The sequence below is a fragment of the Streptomyces sp. NPDC001415 genome (assembly GCF_053597395.1).
In genome coordinates this window covers 1-18945 of sequence record NZ_JBSFIE010000031.1, presented here as the reverse complement: position 1 = coordinate 18945, position 18945 = coordinate 1, and the positions used below count along the sequence as shown (strand labels likewise).

The 18945-nt window shown below is 70.9% G+C and carries 5 protein-coding genes and 1 pseudogene; 4 read left to right on the top strand and 2 right to left on the bottom strand.

Annotated elements, in window-relative coordinates; translation table 11 throughout:
• Positions 1-8: 8 nt before the first annotated feature.
• The 3 genes from ACWC2B_RS30090 to ACWC2B_RS30080 are packed head-to-tail and all read left to right on the top strand — an operon-like array spanning position 9 to position 17480.
• Positions 9-15959, top strand: coding sequence for an amino acid adenylation domain-containing protein (locus ACWC2B_RS30090; RefSeq protein WP_450722075.1), 15951 nt, complete (start codon positions 9-11; stop codon positions 15957-15959).
• The gene (locus ACWC2B_RS30085) at positions 15946-17256 is read left to right on the top strand and encodes a lysine N(6)-hydroxylase/L-ornithine N(5)-oxygenase family protein (protein ID WP_450722073.1); all 1311 of its coding nucleotides are present in this window, start codon (positions 15946-15948) and stop codon (positions 17254-17256) included. Before ACWC2B_RS30090 ends, ACWC2B_RS30085 begins: the two co-directional genes overlap by 14 nt.
• A complete protein-coding gene (locus ACWC2B_RS30080; RefSeq protein ID WP_450722071.1) occupies positions 17253-17480 on the top strand; it encodes an MbtH family protein in 228 nt (75 codons plus the stop codon). The genes ACWC2B_RS30085 and ACWC2B_RS30080 overlap by 4 nt, the downstream gene beginning before the upstream one ends.
• Before the next feature lie 37 nt (positions 17481-17517).
• On the opposite strand, the pseudogene ACWC2B_RS30075 reads toward ACWC2B_RS30080, so the two are convergent.
• A pseudogene (locus ACWC2B_RS30075) lies at positions 17518-17717 on the bottom strand (DDE-type integrase/transposase/recombinase); the annotation flags it as partial.
• Positions 17718-17740: 23 nt separating this feature from the next.
• A complete protein-coding gene (locus ACWC2B_RS30070) occupies positions 17741-18010 on the bottom strand; it encodes an integrase core domain-containing protein (protein ID WP_450722069.1) in 270 nt (89 codons plus the stop codon).
• Positions 18011-18294: 284 nt separating this feature from the next.
• Between ACWC2B_RS30070 and ACWC2B_RS30065 the strand changes: the two genes are divergently transcribed.
• Positions 18295-18816: a hypothetical protein gene (locus ACWC2B_RS30065; RefSeq protein ID WP_450722067.1), complete on the top strand. Its 522-nt coding sequence runs from the start codon at positions 18295-18297 to the stop codon at positions 18814-18816.
• The last annotated feature ends 129 nt before the right edge of the window (positions 18817-18945 follow it).

The window sequence follows — 18945 nt, the reverse complement described above, 5'->3', positions numbered from 1 at the left end:
GACGCCGAGTGATCCCCCTGTCCTTCGCGCAGCGGCGGCTGTGGTTCATCGACCGGTTCGAGGGGCCGTCGGCCACCTACAACCTCCCCTTCGTGCTCCGCCTCACCGGCACCCTCGACACCACCGCACTGGCCCTGGCCGTACGCGACGTGGTCACCCGTCACGAGAGCCTGCGGACCGTGTTCGTCGAGGACGACGAGGGACTGCCCGCCCAGCACGTCGTCCCGGCCGACGGCCTCGACCTGCCGGTGCCGGTCACCGACATCACCCCCGAGGGCGAGGCCGACGCGCTGGGCCAGGCCGTCGCCCACCGCTTCGACCTCGCCACCGAGATTCCGGTACGGGCCAGTGTGCTGCGCCGAGGCCCCGAGGAGCACCTCCTCCTGCTGGTCGTGCACCATGCCGCGGCCGATGGCGAGTCGATGGCGCCGCTCGCCCGCGACCTGGCCGCCGCGTACACCGCCCGACTGCGCTCCGAGCCGCCCCGGTGGCCCGAACTCCCCGTCCAGTACGGCGACTACACGCTCTGGCAGCGGGAACTCCTCGGCGACGAGAACGACCCCGACAGCGTGCTCGCCACCCAACTCGCGTACTGGCGCCAACAGCTCGCAGGCGCCCCCCAGCAGCTGCGGCTGCCCACCGACCGCCCCCGCCCCCCGGCCGCAAGCCACCGAGGCGACATGGTCGAGTTCGCCATCGGAGCCGACCTCGTCACGGCCGCCGAAGAGCTGGCGCGGACCCGGGGCCTGACGACGGCGATGGTCATGCAGACGGCCCTGGCCGCGACGCTCCACCACCTCGGCGCGGGCGACGACCTCACGATCGGCTCCACAGCGGCCGGGCGCGCCGACGAGGCGCTCACCGACCTGGTGGGCTTCTTCGTCAACACCTGGGTGCTGCGCGCCGACCTCTCGGGCAACCCGACGCTCGGCGGGCTCCTCGACCGGGTGCGCGACACGGCCCTGCGCGCCTACGACCACCAGGACGTGCCCTTCGAGCGGCTCGTCGAAGCGCTGAACCCGGAGCGCTCCACCGCGTACCACCCGCTCTTCCAGACCATGTTCACCTGGCAGAACCACACCCGGGTCGACCTCCCGCTGCCACCCGGCCTGACCGCCGAGCTGACGGCGGTCGCCACCCCCACCGCCAAGTTCGACCTGGAGTTCAACTTCGCGGCGGGCGCTCCCGGCGAGGGCATGACCTGCAACCTCGAATACGCCACCGACCTCTTCGACCGGTCCACGGCGGCCGGCATCGGCGACCGCTTCCTCCGCGTCCTGCACGCCCTCACCGCGGCCCCCGGCACCAGGGTCGGCGCGGTGGACGTACTGGCCCCCGCCGAGCACGCGCTGCTGGCCGGGTTCAACGACACGGCGGCCGCCACACCCGAGGTGACCGTCCCCGAGCTGATCCGCCGTCAGGCCGCCCGGACGCCCGACGCCGTGGCGGTCGTCCACGATGAACAGGAGCTGACCTACCGGGAGTTGCACACGCGTGCCGCCCGCCTGGCCCGCGAACTCAACCGGTACGGCGCCGGCCCCGAGTCCGTCGTCGGCCTGGCACTGCCGCGCTCCGCCGACCTGGTCGTCGCGCTGCTCGCCGTCCTGATGTCGGGCGCCGCCTATCTGCCGATCGACCCCAGGTACCCCAGCAAGCGGCTGGACTTCATCCTCTCCGAGACCCACCCCCAACTGCTCCTCACGGACACGGCCACGGCGGACAGCCTCCCGGACGACGGCACCCCCCGCCTGCACCTGGACACCCTGCCCCCGACCGAAGCGGAAGGAATCACTCCGCAGTCGCCGCCCCACCCCGACAACATCGCCTACGTGATGTACACATCGGGCTCGACCGGCACCCCCAAGGGCGTCGCCATCACCCACAGAGGCATCGTCAACGGCATCACCCGCCTCGCCTCCGTCGTCGGCATCGGCCCCTGCTCCCGCATGCTGGCCGGCACCTCGGTCAACTTCGACGTGTCCGTCTTCGAGATCATCACCACGCTCGGCACCGGCGGCACCGTGGAGATCGTCCGCGACGTACTGGCCCTCGGTGAACGGCCCTCCTGGTCGGGCAGCGTCATCTCCACCGTGCCCTCGGTCTTCGCCGAGATCATCGACGACATCGCCGCCACCACCACGGTCGACACCGTCGTCTTCGCCGGAGAAGCCCTCCTCGCCTCCCTCGTCCACCGCGTCCAGGAAGCCTTCGAAGGCGTCCGCGTCGTCAACGCCTACGGCCAGAGCGAGAGCTTCTACGCCACAGCCCTCGTTGCACCCCCGACCGCCCAGGACGCACCCGGCAGCGCCCCCATCGGAGCACCGCTCGGCAACATGCGCGCCTACGTGCTCGGCCCCGGCCTCCTGCCCGTCCCGCCCGGCGTCGTCGGTGAGCTGTACGTCGCGGGCGCAGTCGGACGCGGCTACCACGGCCGCCCCGCGCTCACCGCCGACCGGTTCGTCGCCGACCCGTACGGCCCCGCCGGATCCCGGATGTACCGCACGGGCGACCTCGCCCGCTGGAACACCGAAGGGCACCTCGAATTCGCCGGGCGCGACGACGCCCAGATGAAGGTGCGCGGCTTCCGCATCGAACCCGGCGAGGTCGAGGCGGCGCTCACCGCGCACCCCGGCGTCGCCCAGGCCGTCGTCACCACGCACGTCCGGCCAGGCGGCACCCAACTCGTCGGCTACATAGTCCCGTTGAGCGTGGGCAGCCTCGGCACCGTCGAGAGCATCGGGCACATCGACGTCGACCTGACCGCAGGCGTATCGGTCCCCGAACTGCGCACCTTCGTCGCGGGCCGCCTCCCCGAGTTCATGGTCCCCTCCGCCTTCGTCATGCTCGACCGGCTGCCCCTGGCCCCCAACGGCAAACTGGACCGGGCCGCACTCCCCGCCCCCGAGTTCAAGGGCGGCACCTACCGCGCACCGGACTCCGTACCGGAGAAGGTCCTGGCCGGGGTGTACGCCGAAGTCCTGGGCGTGGACCGGGTCGGTATCGACGACGACTTCTTCACGGTCGGCGGCGACAGCATCCGCTCGATCCAGGTGGTGTCGCGGGCGAGGGCGCAGGGCGTGGAGATCACCCCGCGCCAGATCTTCGAACGCCGCACCGTCGCCGAACTCGCCACGGTCGCCGGCAGCATGACCGAGGGGAGCGTACGCCTGGCGGAGCTGGCGGGCGGCGGCGAGGGCTGGATGCCACTGCTGCCGGTCGCCGAATACCTCGCCGAACTGGGCGGCGGCTCCGACAGGTTCTCCATGTCGATGGTCCTGGACCTGCCCGAAGGCATAGGCGAGGAGGGCTTGCATGCGACGCTGCGGGCGGTCCTGGATCGTCATGATGTGCTGCGGTCGCGGCTGGTGGGTGACGGCATGGAGGTCGGGGGCCCGGTGGAGGTGGCGCCCCTGATCGTCCGCGTGGGCGAAGGCGCTGATCTGCGGGTGGAGTTGGATGCTGCGACGGGTCGGCTGGATCCGGTGGCGGGTGTGATGGCGCAGTTCGTGTGGTTCGTGGATGCGGGTCGGCTGCTGGTGGTGCTGCATCATCTGGTGGTGGACGGGGTGTCGTGGCGGGTGCTGCTGCCGGATCTGGCGGAGGCATGGCGGCGGATCAAGTCCGGAGCGGGGCCGGAGCTGCCGGGTGTGGCGACGTCGGTACGCCGCTGGGCGCACGCCCTGCGCGATGAGGCGTCCAGTGAGTCCCGTACCGCAGAACTCCCCTTGTGGCGCTCGATAGTTGAGCACCCGGACCCGGACCTCGGCAGCAGGCCACTCGACCCTGCCGTCGACGTGACGGCCACCCTCGACTACGTATGGGCCGAAGTGCCGCCCGCAGTGACGGAGGTGTTGCTGACGGGGTTGCCGGGGGTGTTCCGCAGTGGTGCGGCGGACGGTCTGCTGGCGGGCCTGGCGCTGGCGGTGGCCAAGTGGCGCCGAGATCGGGGCGCGGGGGAGTCCTCGCTGCTGGTGCGCCTGGAAGGGCACGGCCGTGAGGAGGGTGTGGTCCCGGGGGCGGACTTGTCGCGCACGGTGGGCTGGTTCACGAGCATGTTCCCGGCGCGTCTCGACATCGAAGGTGTGGATCTGGACGAGGCGTTCGCGGGCGGCCCGGCAGCAGGTGCGGCCGTCAAGGCGGTGAAGGAGCAGCTGCTCGCCATTCCCGACAAGGGTATCGGTTACGGCCTGCTGCGTTACCTCAACGACGAGACGGGCCGGCAGCTGGCCCCGTACTCCACCGGACAGATCGCCTTCAACTACCTGGGCCGTTTCTCCTCCACCGACATGCCCGAAGACCTCCGCGGCCTCGGCTGGACCCAGGCCCCCGGCACGGCCACCGTCGTAGCGACCCCCGACGCCGACATGCCCGCCCTCTCCGTCCTCGATGTGAACGCGCTCGTCACCGAGGGCGAGGGCGGTGCGCGCCTCCAGGCCCGATTCGGGTTCCCCACGGGAGTGCTGTCGGCCGATGAGGTAAGGGAGTTGGCGGACCTGTGGTGCGCCGCCCTGGAAGCGCTCGCCGCACACACCCAGCAGCCGGACGCGGGTGGCCTCACCCCCTCCGACGTCCCCTTGGTGACGGTCCGTCAGAGCGAGATCGAGGCGTGGGAGCAGCGCTACCCCTCCCTCACCGACATCTGGCCGCTCACCGCCCTCCAGTCAGGCCTGCTGTTCCACGCCCTGCTCGCCGGCACGGCGTTCGACGCCTACCACGTCCAGTTCGTCTACCATCTGTCCGGCGACGTGGACCCGGCGAGGATGCGCGCCGCAGGCCAGGCGCTCATCGACCGGCACCCCACCCTCCGCACCGCCTTCGTGACGAACGCCGAGGGCGACCACCTCCAGATCGTCCTCGACGACATCGAACTCCCCTGGAAACAACACGACTTGACCGGTCAAGGCACCGAAGAGCTGAACCGGCTGCTGACCGCCGACCGCGAGACCCACTTCGACCCGGCGGCACCACCCCTGCTGCGCATGTCCCTGGTGACCCTCGCCCCGGGCCGCTCCGAGCTCGTCTTCACCGCCCACCACGTCCTCTTCGACGGCTGGTCCGTACCGCTGCTCATGCAGGACCTGCTGAGGCTGTACGGGACGGGCGGCGAGGCATCGGCCCTGCCCCGTACCCGCGGCTACCGGGACTTCCTGCGCTGGCTCTCCCGCCAGGACCGGCAGGCCGCCGCCCGCGCCTGGGCCGCCGAACTCGCCGGAGTCGACGAGCCCACCCTCCTCGTCCCCGGCGCCGCATCCGAGACGGCCACCGCCGACATCGGCTCCGTCGACGTCCCGATCCCCACCGAGCTCGCCACCGCGCTCTCCCGGCGGGCCGCCGAACTGGGCGTCACCCTCAGCACCCTCGTCCAGGGCGGCTGGGCCCTGCTGCTCGGACAGCTCACCGGCCGCCAGGACGTGGTCTTCGGCGCGACGGTCTCGGGCCGCCCCGCCGTGGTCGACGGCGTCGACTCCATGGTGGGCCTCTTCATCAACACCCTTCCCGTACGGGTCGGTTACGCCCCCGGGGACACCGCAGCCGAGCTGCTCACCTCCCTCCAGAACCGGCAGGCCGCCCTCCTCGACCACCACCACTACGGGCTCGCCGACATCCAGCGGGCCGCCGGGCTCACCACACTCTTCGACACCGTCGTGGTCTTCGAGTCGTTCCCCGTCGACCGCGTCGGCATCAGCGAGGCCAACAGCGCGGCCGGAGTGACGATCACCGGCCTCACCCCGTTCAGCGGCAGCCACTACCCCCTCGCCGTCACCGCCGACGCCGACCCCCATCTGCGGATCGCCCTCCAGCACCAGCACGCGGTGATCGACCACGAAGCGGCGACCGTGATAGCCGACCGGTTCGCCCGGGTCCTCACCCAGTTGGCGGACGACCCGCACCGCCCGGTCCGGCAGATCGGGACACTCGCCCCCGCCGAGCGGGAGCAGGTCGTCGAACGGTGGAACGACACCACCAGGCCCGTCCCCGCCGTCACCCTCACCGCAGCCGTCGAGGCGCAGGCCGCGCGCACCCCCGACGCCGTCGCCGTGGACTTCGATGGCACCACCCTGACGTACACACAGCTCAACCGGCGTGCCAACCGGCTGGCCCGGCACCTGGCCGCCCAGGGCGCGGGCCCAGAGAGCGTGGTCGCCGTCCAACTCCCGCGCTCCGCCGACCTGATCGTCGCCCTGCTGGCGATCCTCAAGGCGGGCGCCGCCTACCTCCCCGTCGACCCGGGCCACCCCGCCGAGCGCATCGCTTTCCTGTACGAGGACGCGCGCCCCCTCCTCACCCTCACCACAGCGGCCGCCCCCGCACCGGAAGGCACCCGGCAGATCGCCGTCGACGACCCGGCCCTGCACCTCCCCCAGGACGGATCGGACCCCGACCCCGACAGCACGGAACTCACCGACCTCACAGATCTCACCGATGCCGACCGCGTACACCCCCTGACCCCCGCACACCCCGCGTACGTCATCTACACCTCGGGCTCGACCGGCCGCCCCAAGGGCGTCGTCGTCGAGCACGCGGCGATCGTCAACCGGCTGCTCTGGATGCGCGACGCCTACCGGGTGGACGGGGACGACCGCATCCTGCAGAAGACCCCGCTGGGCTTCGACGTATCGGTCTGGGAGCTCTTCCTGCCCCTGATCGCCGGCTCCGCGCTCGTCGTGGCCAAGCCCGAAGGCCACCGCGACCCTGCCTACCTGGCCCGGCTGATCCAGGAGTCCCGGGTCACGATCACCCACTTCGTACCGTCGATGCTGCAGGCGTTCCTCCAGGAACCCGCCGCGCGCGGCTGCACGAGTCTGCGCCAGGTCGTCTGCAGCGGCGAGGCGCTCCCGCCGCACCTGCGCGACCAGTACTACACCGTCCTCGACGCCCCGCTGGACAACCTCTACGGCCCCACCGAGACCGCCGTCGACGTCACCGCCACCCGCACCGGGGCGGGCGCCGGCACGGTCACCATCGGCAGCCCCGTGTGGAACACCCGCCTCTACGTCCTGGACGGACACCTCAACCCCGTCCCGCCGGGCGTGCCGGGCGAGCTGTACATCGCCGGGGACCAGCTGGCTCGCGGCTACCTCCACCGTTCCGCACTGACCTCGGAGAGGTTCGTCGCCAACCCCTTCGCCGGCCCCTCCGACGCGCCGGGCAGCCGCATGTACCGTGCCGGGGACCGGGTCCGCTGGGACCGGCAGGGCCGGCTGGAGTATCTGGGCAGGACCGACGACCAGGTGAAGGTACGGGGCTTCCGCATCGAACTCGGCGAGATCGAGGCCGCGTTGACCGCCCACCCCGGAGTCGAGCACGCCGCGGTCGTCGCCCGCGACACCGAGGGCGGACCGCAGCTCGTCGGATACGTCGTCCCGGCACCCGCCGAAGCCCCCGACGTGGCCCGGATCGCCCGGCTCAGGAGCGAGGGCCGACTGGACGGGGTCGACCTCCACGAACTGCCCAACGGCATGCTGATCTCCGCCCGCAACCGGTCGAACACCCTCTTCCTCTACGACGAGATCTTCACCAGGAACGAGTACCTCAGGGGCGGCGTGACTCTCCCCGAAGACGCGACCGTCGTCGACGTCGGCGGCCACGTCGGCCTGTTCTCCCTGTACGTGAAGACCCTGCGCCCCGACGCCAGGATCCACGCCTTCGAGCCGATGCCCGAACTGGCCGGGATGTTCCGGCTCAACGCCGCGCTGCACGGCATCGACGTCCGGATCACCAACTGCGCCCTGGGCCGCGAGCCCGGCAGCGCCGTCTTCACGTACTACCCTGAGATGTCCCTGCTCTCCGGGCGCTTCGCCGACGAGGACGAAGAGCGCCGCATGCTGGAACGGGTCATCGAGAACGACCGCGGCACCACCGACAGCGAGATGCTGGACGAACTGCTCACCGACCGGCTGCGCAGCGTTCCCGTCAACGTCGAACTGCGCACCCTCTCCCAGATGATCCGGGAGAACGGCATCTCCGCCATCGACCTCCTGAAGATCGACGCGGAGAAGGGCGAACTCGACGTCCTGCTCGGCATCGAGCCCGAACACTGGCCGCTCGTCCGGCAGATCGTGGCCGAGGTCCACGACATCGACGGCCGCCTGGACACCGTCGTGGCGCTCCTGCGCGACAAGGGGTTCCGCACCACGGTCGAGAGCTCCCACGAGCTGTCCCTGACCGGCATGTACTCCCTGTACGCCGTGCGCCCGCCCACCGGCGACGACCCTCCCGTGCCGCCGACGGCCGAGCCCAGCGCCTGGTACAACCCGGATCAGCTCACCGCCGACATCCGCGACCGCACCGGAGACCGGCTGCCGGAGTACATGGTGCCGTCGGCCCTCGTCGTCCTCGACGCCCTCCCGGTGACCGCCAACGGCAAACTGGACCGTGCCGCGCTGCCCGCCCCCGAGTTCGCGGGCGCCGCCGCCTACCGCGCGCCGCACGACGCCCGCGAGGAGACCCTCTGCACCCTGTTCGCCGAGGTGCTGGGCGTGGACCGGGTCGGCGTCGACGACGACTTCTTCGCCCTGGGCGGCCACTCCCTGCTCGCCACCCGGCTGATCAGCCGGATCCGTACCGCACTCGGCGCCGACGTCCCGATCCGTACGGTCTTCGACTCGCCCACGGTCGCCGACCTGGCCGCCCGCATACCGGCGGAACCCACGAGCCCGGCAGGCGCCGGGGGCCAGCCCGAACTCCGCCCCGTAGCGCATCGCCCCGACCGGATCCCCCTCTCTTTCGCCCAGCGCAGGCTCTGGTTCGCCGACCGCTTCGAAGGACCGTCCGCCACCTACAACCTGCCCGTGGTGCTGCACCTCGAAGGCGCACTGGACATCCCCGCACTACAGGCCGCCGTACACGACGTAGTGGCACGCCACGAAACTCTGCGGACCCTCGTCGGCGAGGACGACGGAGTCCCGTACCAGCACATCCTGACCCCCGACGAAGTGTCCATCGACATCCCCGTCACCGACATGGACGCAGCCGATGAGGCCGTCGCTGCCGAAGTGACCCGAGCCTTCGACCTGGCCAACGAACTCCCCCTCCACGTCCGGGTGTTCAGGCAGGCCCCGGAAGACCACGTCCTCCTCCTGGTCATCCACCACATCGCGGGAGACGGCGAATCGCTCGCCCCTCTCACCCGGGACCTGGCCACCGCCTACGACGCCCGCAGGCGCGGCACGGCACCCGACTGGCCCGGGCTCCCCGTCCAGTACGCCGACTACACCCTCTGGCAGCGGGAACTCCTGGGCGACGAGAACGACCCGGGCAGCGTCCTCGCGACCCAGTCCGCCTACTGGCGCGACGAACTGGCCGGAGCGCGCCAGCCGTTGCCGCTGCCCACCGACCGCCCCAGGCCGCCGGCCGCCAGCCACCGGGGCGGCCTCGTCGACTTCACCCTCGACGCGGGACTCGCGGCGGCCGTCGAGGAACTGGCCACCGCACACCGCGCAACCGTCCCCATGGTGCTCCAGTCGGCGCTCGCGGTGCAGCTGCGCCGGCTCGGCAGCGGCGACGACATCACCATCGGCTCCCCGATCGCGGGCCGCACCGACGCCGCCCTGGCCGACCTGGTCGGCTTCTTCGTCAACACCTGGGTGCTGCGCGTCCGCATCCCCGAAGAGCTCACCTTCGCCGGGGTCCTCGACCAGGTCCGGGACAAGGCGCTGGCCGCGTACGACAACCAGCACGCCCCCTTCGAGCACCTGGTGGAACTCCTCAACCCTGACCGCTCCACCGCCCACCACCCGCTGTTCCAGGTGATGTTCGGCTGGCAGACCATCGCGCCGGGAGACTTCGAACTGACCGGCCTGCGAGCCGACTTGAAGACCATCGCCACGGACACCGCGAAGTTCGACCTGTTCCTCACCATGGCCGACGTCCCGGGCCAGGGCGTGCTCGGCAGCCTCGAATACGCCACCGACCTCTTCGACCGGTCCACCGCCGACGGCATCGCCGCCGGATTCGTCCGTACGCTGCGGAGCCTCGTCGCCCGCCCGGACACCCCGCTAGGCGCGGCCGCCGCCGTCCGCGACGAGACACGGACCACCACCATCCGGGGCACCGAGGTCGACCTGACCCAGGTCGAGGCCGTGCTCGCCGCGCACCCCGGCGTCGCCCAGGCGGCGGCGGCCCCGCACACGGGCCGCGGCACCGGCCGCAGGCTGATCGGCTACGTCGTTCCCGCGAAGACGGCGGGCGCCGAAGCCAGCATGGACTTCACCGCCGGCCTCTCCTCCACGGAGCTGCGCGCCTACGCCTGCGAGCACCTGCCCGAGCACGCGGTCCCCTCCGACTTCATGGTGCTCGACAGGATGCCCCTGACCCCGGACGGCGAACCGGACCGCGCGGCCCTGCCAGAACCGGTCCTCACCGGCGGCACCTACCGGGCACCACGGACCGCCGTGGAGACAACCCTGGCAGGGGTGTACGCCGAGGTGCTCGGCGTGGACCAAGTCGGCATCGACGACGACTACTTCCTCATCGGCGGCGACAGCATCCGCTCGATCCAGGTGGTGTCCCGGGCGAGAGCGCAGGGCGTGGAGATCACCCCGCGCCACATCTTCGAGCACCGTACCGTCGCCGGACTGGCCGCAGCGGTGGCCGGAACGGCCGGGGACACCGACACGCTCACGGAGCTCGCGGGCGGCGGCGAGGGCTGGATGCCGCTGCTCCCGATGGCCAAGTACCTCCTGGAACTGGGCGCAGGCTCCGACCGGTTCGCGATGACCACGGTCGTCGACCTGCCCGAGGGCATAGACGAGCCGGGCCTGCATGCGACGCTGGGGGCGGTTCTGGACCGTCATGATGTGCTGCGTTCGCGGCTGGTGCCCGGGGGGATGGAGGTCGGGGGTCCTGCGGATGTGGCGTCCCTGGTCTTTTGTGCGGGCGAAGATGCTGATCTGCGGGTGGAGTTGGATGCTGCGACGGGTCGGCTGGATCCGGTGGCGGGTGTGATGGCGCAGTTCGTGTGGTTCGTGGATGCGGGTCGGCTGCTGGTGGTGCTGCATCATCTGGTGGTGGACGGGGTGTCGTGGCGGGTGCTGCTGCCGGATCTGGCGGAGGCATGGCGCCGGATCAAGTCCGGAGCGCGGCCGGAGCTGCCGGGTGTGGCGACGTCGGTACGCCGCTGGGCGCACGCCCTGCGCGAGGAGGCGTCCAGTGAGTCCCGTACCGCAGAACTCCCCTTGTGGCGCTCGATAGTTGAAGGAGGCGAGCCTCTCATCGGGGCGAGGGAACTGGACCCCGCCGTAGACGTCCAGTCGACGGTCGACAGCATCGAAACTCGGGTCTCACCTGCGGTGACGGAGGTGTTGCTGACGGGGTTGCCGGCGGTGTTCCGTAGTGGTGCGGCGGATGGTCTGCTGGCGGGTCTGGCGTTGGCAGTGGCCAGGTGGCGCCGGGGCCGGGGCGTGGGGGAGTCCTCGCTGCTGGTGCGCCTGGAAGGGCACGGCCGTGAGGAGGGTGTGGTCCCGGGGGCGGACTTGTCGCGCACGGTGGGCTGGTTCACGAGCATGTTCCCGGCGCGTCTCGACATCGAAGGTGTGGATCTGGACGAGGCGTTCGCGGGCGGCCCGGCAGCGGGTGCGGCCGTCAAGGCGGTGAAGGAGCAGCTGCTCGCCATTCCCGACAAGGGTATCGGTTACGGCCTGCTGCGTTGCCTCAACGACGAGACGGGCCGGCAGCTGGCCCCGTACTCCACCGGGCAGATCGCCTTCAACTACCTGGGCCGTTTCTCCTCCACCGACATGCCCGAAGACCTCCGCGGCCTCGGCTGGACCGAAGCCCCCGACACCGCCGGAATCGTGGCGGACTTCGACCCCGGCCTCCCCGCACTCGCGGCCCTGGACGTGAACGCCTACGTCACCGACGCCGAGCGGGGCCCGGAGCTGCGGGCCAGGTTCGACTTCCCCACGGGGGTGCTGTCGGCCGATGAGGTAAGGGAGTTGGCGGACCTGTGGTGTGCCGCGCTGGAAGCGCTGGCCGCACACACCAAGCAGCCCGACGCGGGGGGCCTCACCCCCTCCGACGTCCCCCTGGTGACGGTCCGTCAGAGCGAGATCGAGGCGTGGGAGAACCGCTATCCATCCCTCACCGACATCTGGCCGCTCACGGCTCTCCAATCGGGGCTCCTCTTCCACGCCCTGCTCGCCGGCACAGCGTTCGACGCCTACCACGTCCAGATGGTCTACCACCTGTCCGGCGACGTGGACCCGGCACGGATGCGGGCCGCAGGACAGGCGCTCATCGACCGGCACCCCACCCTCCGCACCGCCTTCGTCAGTGACACGTCCGGCGACCGGGTGCAGCTGGTCCTCGACGACGTAACCCTGCCGTGGCAGCAGACCGACCTGAGCGGGCTCGAAGCCTCTGAGCGGGAAAGGGAGTTCAAGCGGCTCCTCGCCGACGACCAGGACGCACACTTCGACCCGGCGGCACCGCCCCTGCTGCGCATGTCCCTGGTGACGCTCGCCCCAGGCCGCTCCGAGCTCGTCTTCACCGCCCACCACGTCCTCTTCGACGGCTGGTCGCTGCCCCTGCTCACGGAGGACCTGCTGCGGCTGTACGGGACGGGCGGCGACGCATCGGCCCTGCCCGCGCCCGCCGCGTACCGCGACTTCCTGCGCTGGCTGTCCGCACGGGACCGGAAGCGCTCCGTCGCGGCCTGGGCCGCCGAACTCGACGGGATCGACGAGCCCACCCTGCTCGCCCCCGCCGCCCCTGCCGCTTGTGACGCGGACCCCGGCGACACCGGGCAGCTGGAGGTCCCGATCCCGGCCGGCGTCGCCGCCGAGATCTCCCGGCGGGCCGCCGAACTGGGCGTCACGCTCAACACGGTGGTGCAGGGCGCCTGGGCGCTCGTACTGGCCGGGTTGATGGGCCGTCAGGATGTGGTGTTCGGGGCCACGGTGTCGGGTCGCCCCGCCGAAGTGCCGGGCGTGGACTCCATGGTGGGCCTCTTCATCAACACTCTTCCCGTACGGGTCGCCATGTCGCCGTGGGACAGCATCGGCACCCTGCTGACCGGCCTCCAGGACCGGCAGGGCGCGCTGCTCGACCACCACCACACCGGGCTCGCCGACATCCACCGGGCCACAGGGCTGCCGGTGCTCTTCGATACCGTCACGGTCTTCGAGTCGTTCCCCGTCGACCGCGCGGGCATCGGCGAGGCGAACAAGTCGGCGGGCATCGAGATCACCGCCGCGACCTCCGCGAACGGCACCCACTACCCGCTGGGCGTGGCGGCCACCGCCGAACCCAGCCTCCGGGTGGTCCTGCAGTACCAGCGCGACCGGTTCGATGCGGGGACGGCCGAGGACATCGCGGACCGGTTCGCCCGGGTCCTGCACCAGGTGGCGGCCGATCCCGGTACCCCGGTCGGCGCGGTCGACGGACTCGCCCCGGCCGGGCGGGAGCGGCTGCTGGCCGACCTCAACGACACCCCGCCCACCGAGATACGGACACCCCAGGGGACGGTTGCCGAACTGTTCGCCGCACAGGCGGCTGCGACCCCGGACGCGCCCGCGGTCGTCTCCGAGGAGGCCACGCTGACCTACCGCGAGCTCGATACCCGGGTGAACCGCCTCGCGGCCCGGCTGACCCGGCGCGGCGTGGGCCCCGAGGCGGTCGTGGCGGTCGCGCTGCGCCGCTCACCCGACCTGGTGGTGGCGCTGCTCGCGGTGGCCCGGGCGGGCGGCGCGTACCTGCCCGTCGACCCGACCCTCCCGGACGAGCGGATCGCCTTCATGGCGGCGGACTCCGGGGCGGGGCTGGCCCTGGTGGACGCGACCACGACGGACCGGCTCGCCCCCGTCCCCGTCCTCCAACTCCGCATCGACGAGCCCGAGTCGGACCCCGGCGGCGACGCGGCTACCGCACCGGCGGCCGTGCTCGACTCCACCGCGTACATCATCTACACCTCGGGCTCGACCGGCCGTCCCAAGGGCGTCGCTGTCACCCACCGCGGCATCGCCGCCCTGGCCAGGGGCCATGTGGAGCGGCTCGGCGTCACGCCGGAGAGCCGGATGCTGCAACTCGCATCGCCCAGCTTCGACGTATCGCTCTGCGAGTTGTTCACGGCCCTGCTCTGCGGCGCGGCTGTGGTCACCGCCGACGTGACCCGCCTGGCCCCGGGCACCCCTCTCGCCGATACGATCGCCGCCCATGCGGTGACCCACGCGATGATCCCGCCCGCGATGCTCGCCCTGGTCCCTGCCGATGCGCTGTCCACGGTGGAGTCGCTGGTGGTCGGCGGCGAGGTCACCCCGCCCGAACTGGTGGCCGCCTGGGCGCCGGGCCGCTCCATGGTCAACGTCTACGGGCCGACCGAGACCACGGCGTGCGTCACCATGAGCACCCCGCTTGCCCCGGACACCGGACTGCCGCCCATCGGCCGCCCGACCCCCGACACCCTCCTCTACGTCCTGGACCAGGCGCTGCGCCCGGTACGGCGGGGCACGGCCGGCGAGCTGTACATCGCGGGCCCGGGCGTGGCCCGCGGCTACGTCGGCCGCCCCGGCCTGACGGCGGAGCGCTTCGTACCCTGCCCGTTCGGGCCGCCCGGCGAGCGCATGTACCGCACGGGCGACATGGTGGTGACCGGCCAGGACGGCCAACTGGCCTTCCAGGGGCGGGCCGACGGCCAGGTGAAGATACGCGGCTTCCGCGTCGAGCTCGGCGAGGTCGAGGCGGCCCTGCTGGCCCACCCCGCCGTCGCCCGGGCCGCGGTGATCGTGGACGACCGCGACGGCGACCGACGCCTGGCCGCGTACCTCGTGCCGGGCACCACACCCCCGGACGGCGCACTCCCCGCGGAGCTGCGCCGCCACCTGCGCGCCCGCCTGCCGCAGTACATGGTGCCCTCGGCACTCACGGTCATCGGCGAACTGCCCTTCACCCGCAACGGCAAGCTGGACCGCAGCGCGCTCCCGGCACCGGACTACGCGGGAGCGTCGAGCGGACGCCCCGCCCGCACACCCCGGGAGGAGATCCTGTGCGGCCTGTTCGCCGAGGTGCTGGGCATCGGCCGGATCGGCATCGACGACGGCTTCTTCACCCTGGGCGGCCACTCGCTCCTCGCCACCCGGCTCATCAACAGGATCCGCGTCGTGCTCGGCGTCGAACTGCCGCTGCGTACGGTGTTCCAGTCGCCCACCGTCGCCGAACTGGCCCGGCACCTGGAATCCGGGGGATCCGAAGGAGACGACGGCGGTACGACTCCGCCGGCCGACGCGTTCGCCCCGGTCCTGCCCATCAGAGTGGTCGAAGCGGACGGCCCCGGCACGGAACCCCTGTGGTGGATCCACCCCGGCGGCGGCATCTGCTGGCCCTATCTGGGCTTCGCCGGACTGCTCCCGGCGGACCGCCCGGTCTACGGCATCCAGGCGAAGGGCTTCGACGGGAAGACCCCGCTGCCCGGCTCCATCGACGACATGGTGGCCGACTACACCGCGGAGATCCTCGCCGTACAGCCGCAGGGCCCGTACCACCTCATGGGACTCTCCATCGGCGGCACCCTCGCCCACGCGATAGCGGCGGAACTCCAGCGGCAGAAACACGAAGTGGCCCTGCTCGCCCTGCTCGACAGCGCTCCCGGCAGCCATCTGCGGGAGCAGGCGCCGCCGACGGCGACAGAAATCCGGGAGTACTTCACCGAGCACCTCACCGGCGTCTCGGGCACGGCGGACGGCGAGGAGTTCCTGACGAACGCGGTGTCCGTCATCGTCAACCACACCATGCTCATGCCGGAGTTCCACCAGCCCGTCTTCCGTGGCGATGCCGTCTTCTTCAACGCGGTGCCGAAGCCCGAAGGAACCTTCGCCGGCCTGTGGCGGCCCTACATCCGGGGCACGGTGCACGAACACGACATCGACAGCGCGCACGGCGACATGTATCTGCCCGGACCGGCCGCCGAGATCTGCCGGATCATCGGCGAATCAACGAGGGGAAAATTCCGTGGAAACGCGTGAACCTGAAATGTACGACGTCGTGGGGATCGGATTCGGACCCTCGAACCTGTCGCTCGCCGTCGCGCTGGAGGAGCAGCGTACGCCGCTGAAGACCGTCTTCTTCGAACGGCGGCCGTCGATCAGCTGGCACCCCGGGATGCTGATGTCCGGCGCCAAGATGCAGGTCTCCTTCCTCAAGGACCTCGCCACCTTCCGCAACCCCGTCTCGGAATTCAGCTTCGTCTCGTACCTCCATGAGATGGGACGGCTGGCGCGCTTCGTCAACAACCAGGACTTTTTCCCGTCCCGGCAGGAATTCCACGCCTACCTGGAATGGGCCGGGGCGAAGGTGGCGCACCGCGTCACGTACAACGCGCAGGTCACCGCGGTCCGTCTGCCCGAGCCGCACGCCTCGGGTCCCGCGGACCATCTGCGACTCGAAGTGACCGATCCCCGAAGCACCGGCGGCACGCGCCTGGTCGGCGCCCGCAACGTCGTCATCTCGACCGGACTCGTCCCCAGGATGCCCCCCGGGATCGAGCGCGGCGAATCCGTGTGGCACAGCTCGGAGTTCCTGCACCGCCTGAAGGAGCGGGACACCGACGGGCTGAGGCGGGTGGCCGTGGTCGGCGCGGGCCAGAGCGCGGCGGAGATCGTCCGCTATCTGCACGACAACGTGCCGGGCGTCAGCGTCTCCGCGATCCTGCCTTCGTACGGCTACTCCATCGCCGACAACACCCCCTTCGCGAACCAGGTCTTCGACCCGGATGCGGCGGATGAGTTCTACCGGGGCTCGCACCGCTCCAAGGAAGCGATCTGGCACTACCACAAGAACACCAACTACTCGGTGGTCGACAACGAGGTGCTCAGCGACCTCTACCAGCGCGCGTACGCCGACGAGGTCGGCAACGAGGGACGGCTGGACTTCATCAACCTGGCCAGGGTCGTCGACGTCAAGCAGGGCCCGAACGACACCCGGGTCACGGTGCACTCGCTGGCGGGCGAGGAGTCGTACGACCTCGATGTCGATGTGCTGGTGTGCGCCACCGGCTACGACCCGATGGACCCCACCGAGATCCTCGGCGACCTCGGCGCCCACTGCCTCCAGGACGACGAGGACAGGTACCGGGTCACCCGGGACTACCGCCTGGTCACCACCGACGCACTGCGGTGTGGGATCTATCTGCAGGGTGGCACCGAGCACACCCACGGACTGTCGTCCTCGCTCCTGTCGAACCTGGCCGTCAGGAGCGGCGAGATAGCAAGTTCCATCCTGGACAGCCGAGTTGCAGAAGAAGAGATGGGGATACGCGTATGAGCACGAATCCGTTCGACGACGAGAACGGCCGCTTCCACGTCCTGGCCAACGATGAGGACCAGCACTCACTGTGGCCGGTGTTCGCCTCGGTGCCGGACGGCTGGCGCATTGTATTCGGCGATGACACCCGCCCGAAGTGCCTTGAGTACGTGGAGGCGAACTGGACCGACATGCGGCCCAAGAGCCTCCAGCGGGCCATGGCCGAGGACTGCGGCTCGGAGTGAAGAGACTGGTGGCCGCGAGCCGCGCCTGGCGGGCGGTGGGCCAGGTCTTCGCGCTCTGGAGCGTCTCCCTCTTCATGGATGCGTTCCAGCTTTCCGCGGCGGCGTTGTCTGCGGAGCTGCCGACGGCGCTCATGCTCTGGGTCACGCCGGCCGCTTCGCAGGCGTCCGCGAACGCCTTGGACGTGTACTGGGCGATCCGCGATCGCTGTGGAGAATGCGCCCATCGACGTTGCCCTTGCCGGAAATCTCGTCCGTGCAGGTCAGGCCGTATTCTGGTACTCGTGGAGGATGCCGCCGAGGCGATCGCGTCGTCGTATGTCGAGGCGGTCTATGACGTCCGGATCGGTGATCGGCACCGGCAACGGTTGCAGCGGGCGGGTGTTGGCGATGCCCTGATGGGGCCGGTGGGAGTTGTAGAAGTCTTCGAACTCCCGCAGCGCGTGCAGCAGGTGGCGCTGGTTCCAGATCAAGGTGCGGTCCAGCAGCTCGCGTCGGCGGCCACGTACCCGGTTGGTGACTTCGCTGGCCACGGGCGTGTGACAGATCCGTTGGTGATCACTAGATGGGCAGGGCGTTGACGTGCGGGTCTAGTGATCGCTTCAGGACGTGTGGCGGTGGTGGGGTGCGTTTGGGCGACCTGCGGGCGAGGGACCGGCCGTAGCAAGGTAATCACCGGGGCGCGGAGCGCCGCTGTGCTGGAGGTGAGTGGCCGTCAGCCGGCCGGGCGCTGGAACACGGGGGTTCGGTTTACCCCACCCTTCGGTTTCGTGCTGGCACGATCGATTGGGCGCCGTGGATCGGTGAGCCTGGGTCTATGAACATCACACAGCAGCACACCGCCCCTACCCGTCCCCGTCCCGTGCCGGCCCGCCTGGTGTTCAGGGCCGGCGGGAAGCCAGTCTGGGCTGCGGCCTGGCACGGGATCACACTGTTTCCGTTCTCGCTGGGACGCCTGGTCAGGGGGCTGGTCCGTGGGCAGTGGCGCACCGCGCTGCGTGGTCTGTGCGGCACCGCTCTGGGAGCCGGTGGCTGGTTCATCGCGGTCATCACCGGAATGGCTGCCCTCAATGGTGCTCTGTACCCCCTCGTGGACGCGCACGACTACCAGCACTCCTGGGGCGGGCCGACGCTGATGGGAGCCTGGGCCGCACACGCGGTGCTGGCTGTGCCGCTCGTCCTCGCCACCGCCTGGGCACTGCGCGGCCTGGCCGCCCTGGACACGTACAACCAGCAAGAGCTGAGCGGTGCCCAGCGCCGCTGGTGGCCGGTGCCCCTCTCGCTGGCGGTCACCTTCGGGGTGGCCCAGCTCGTGCAGGCGTGGGCCAGCCAGAGGTGAGCCCGGAAATCCGGCAGCATGTCGACGACGGCTTAGAGCCTGTGTCTAAACCCCGTCCGGATCAGGCCGGGGCGTCTGGTGCGTGCGATCGCAAGGCGCCGGAAGGTCCTCGTAGCGGAGCTACTAGGG

Bases quoted from the DNA above. Each gene is read 5' to 3' on its own strand.
- ACWC2B_RS30080 (WP_450722071.1), top strand. From the start codon at position 17,253: ATGAGCACGAATCCGTTCGACGACGAGAACGGCCGCTTCCACGTCCTG.
- ACWC2B_RS30065 (WP_450722067.1), top strand. From the start codon at position 18,295: ATGAACATCACACAGCAGCACACCGCCCCTACCCGTCCCCGTCCCGTG.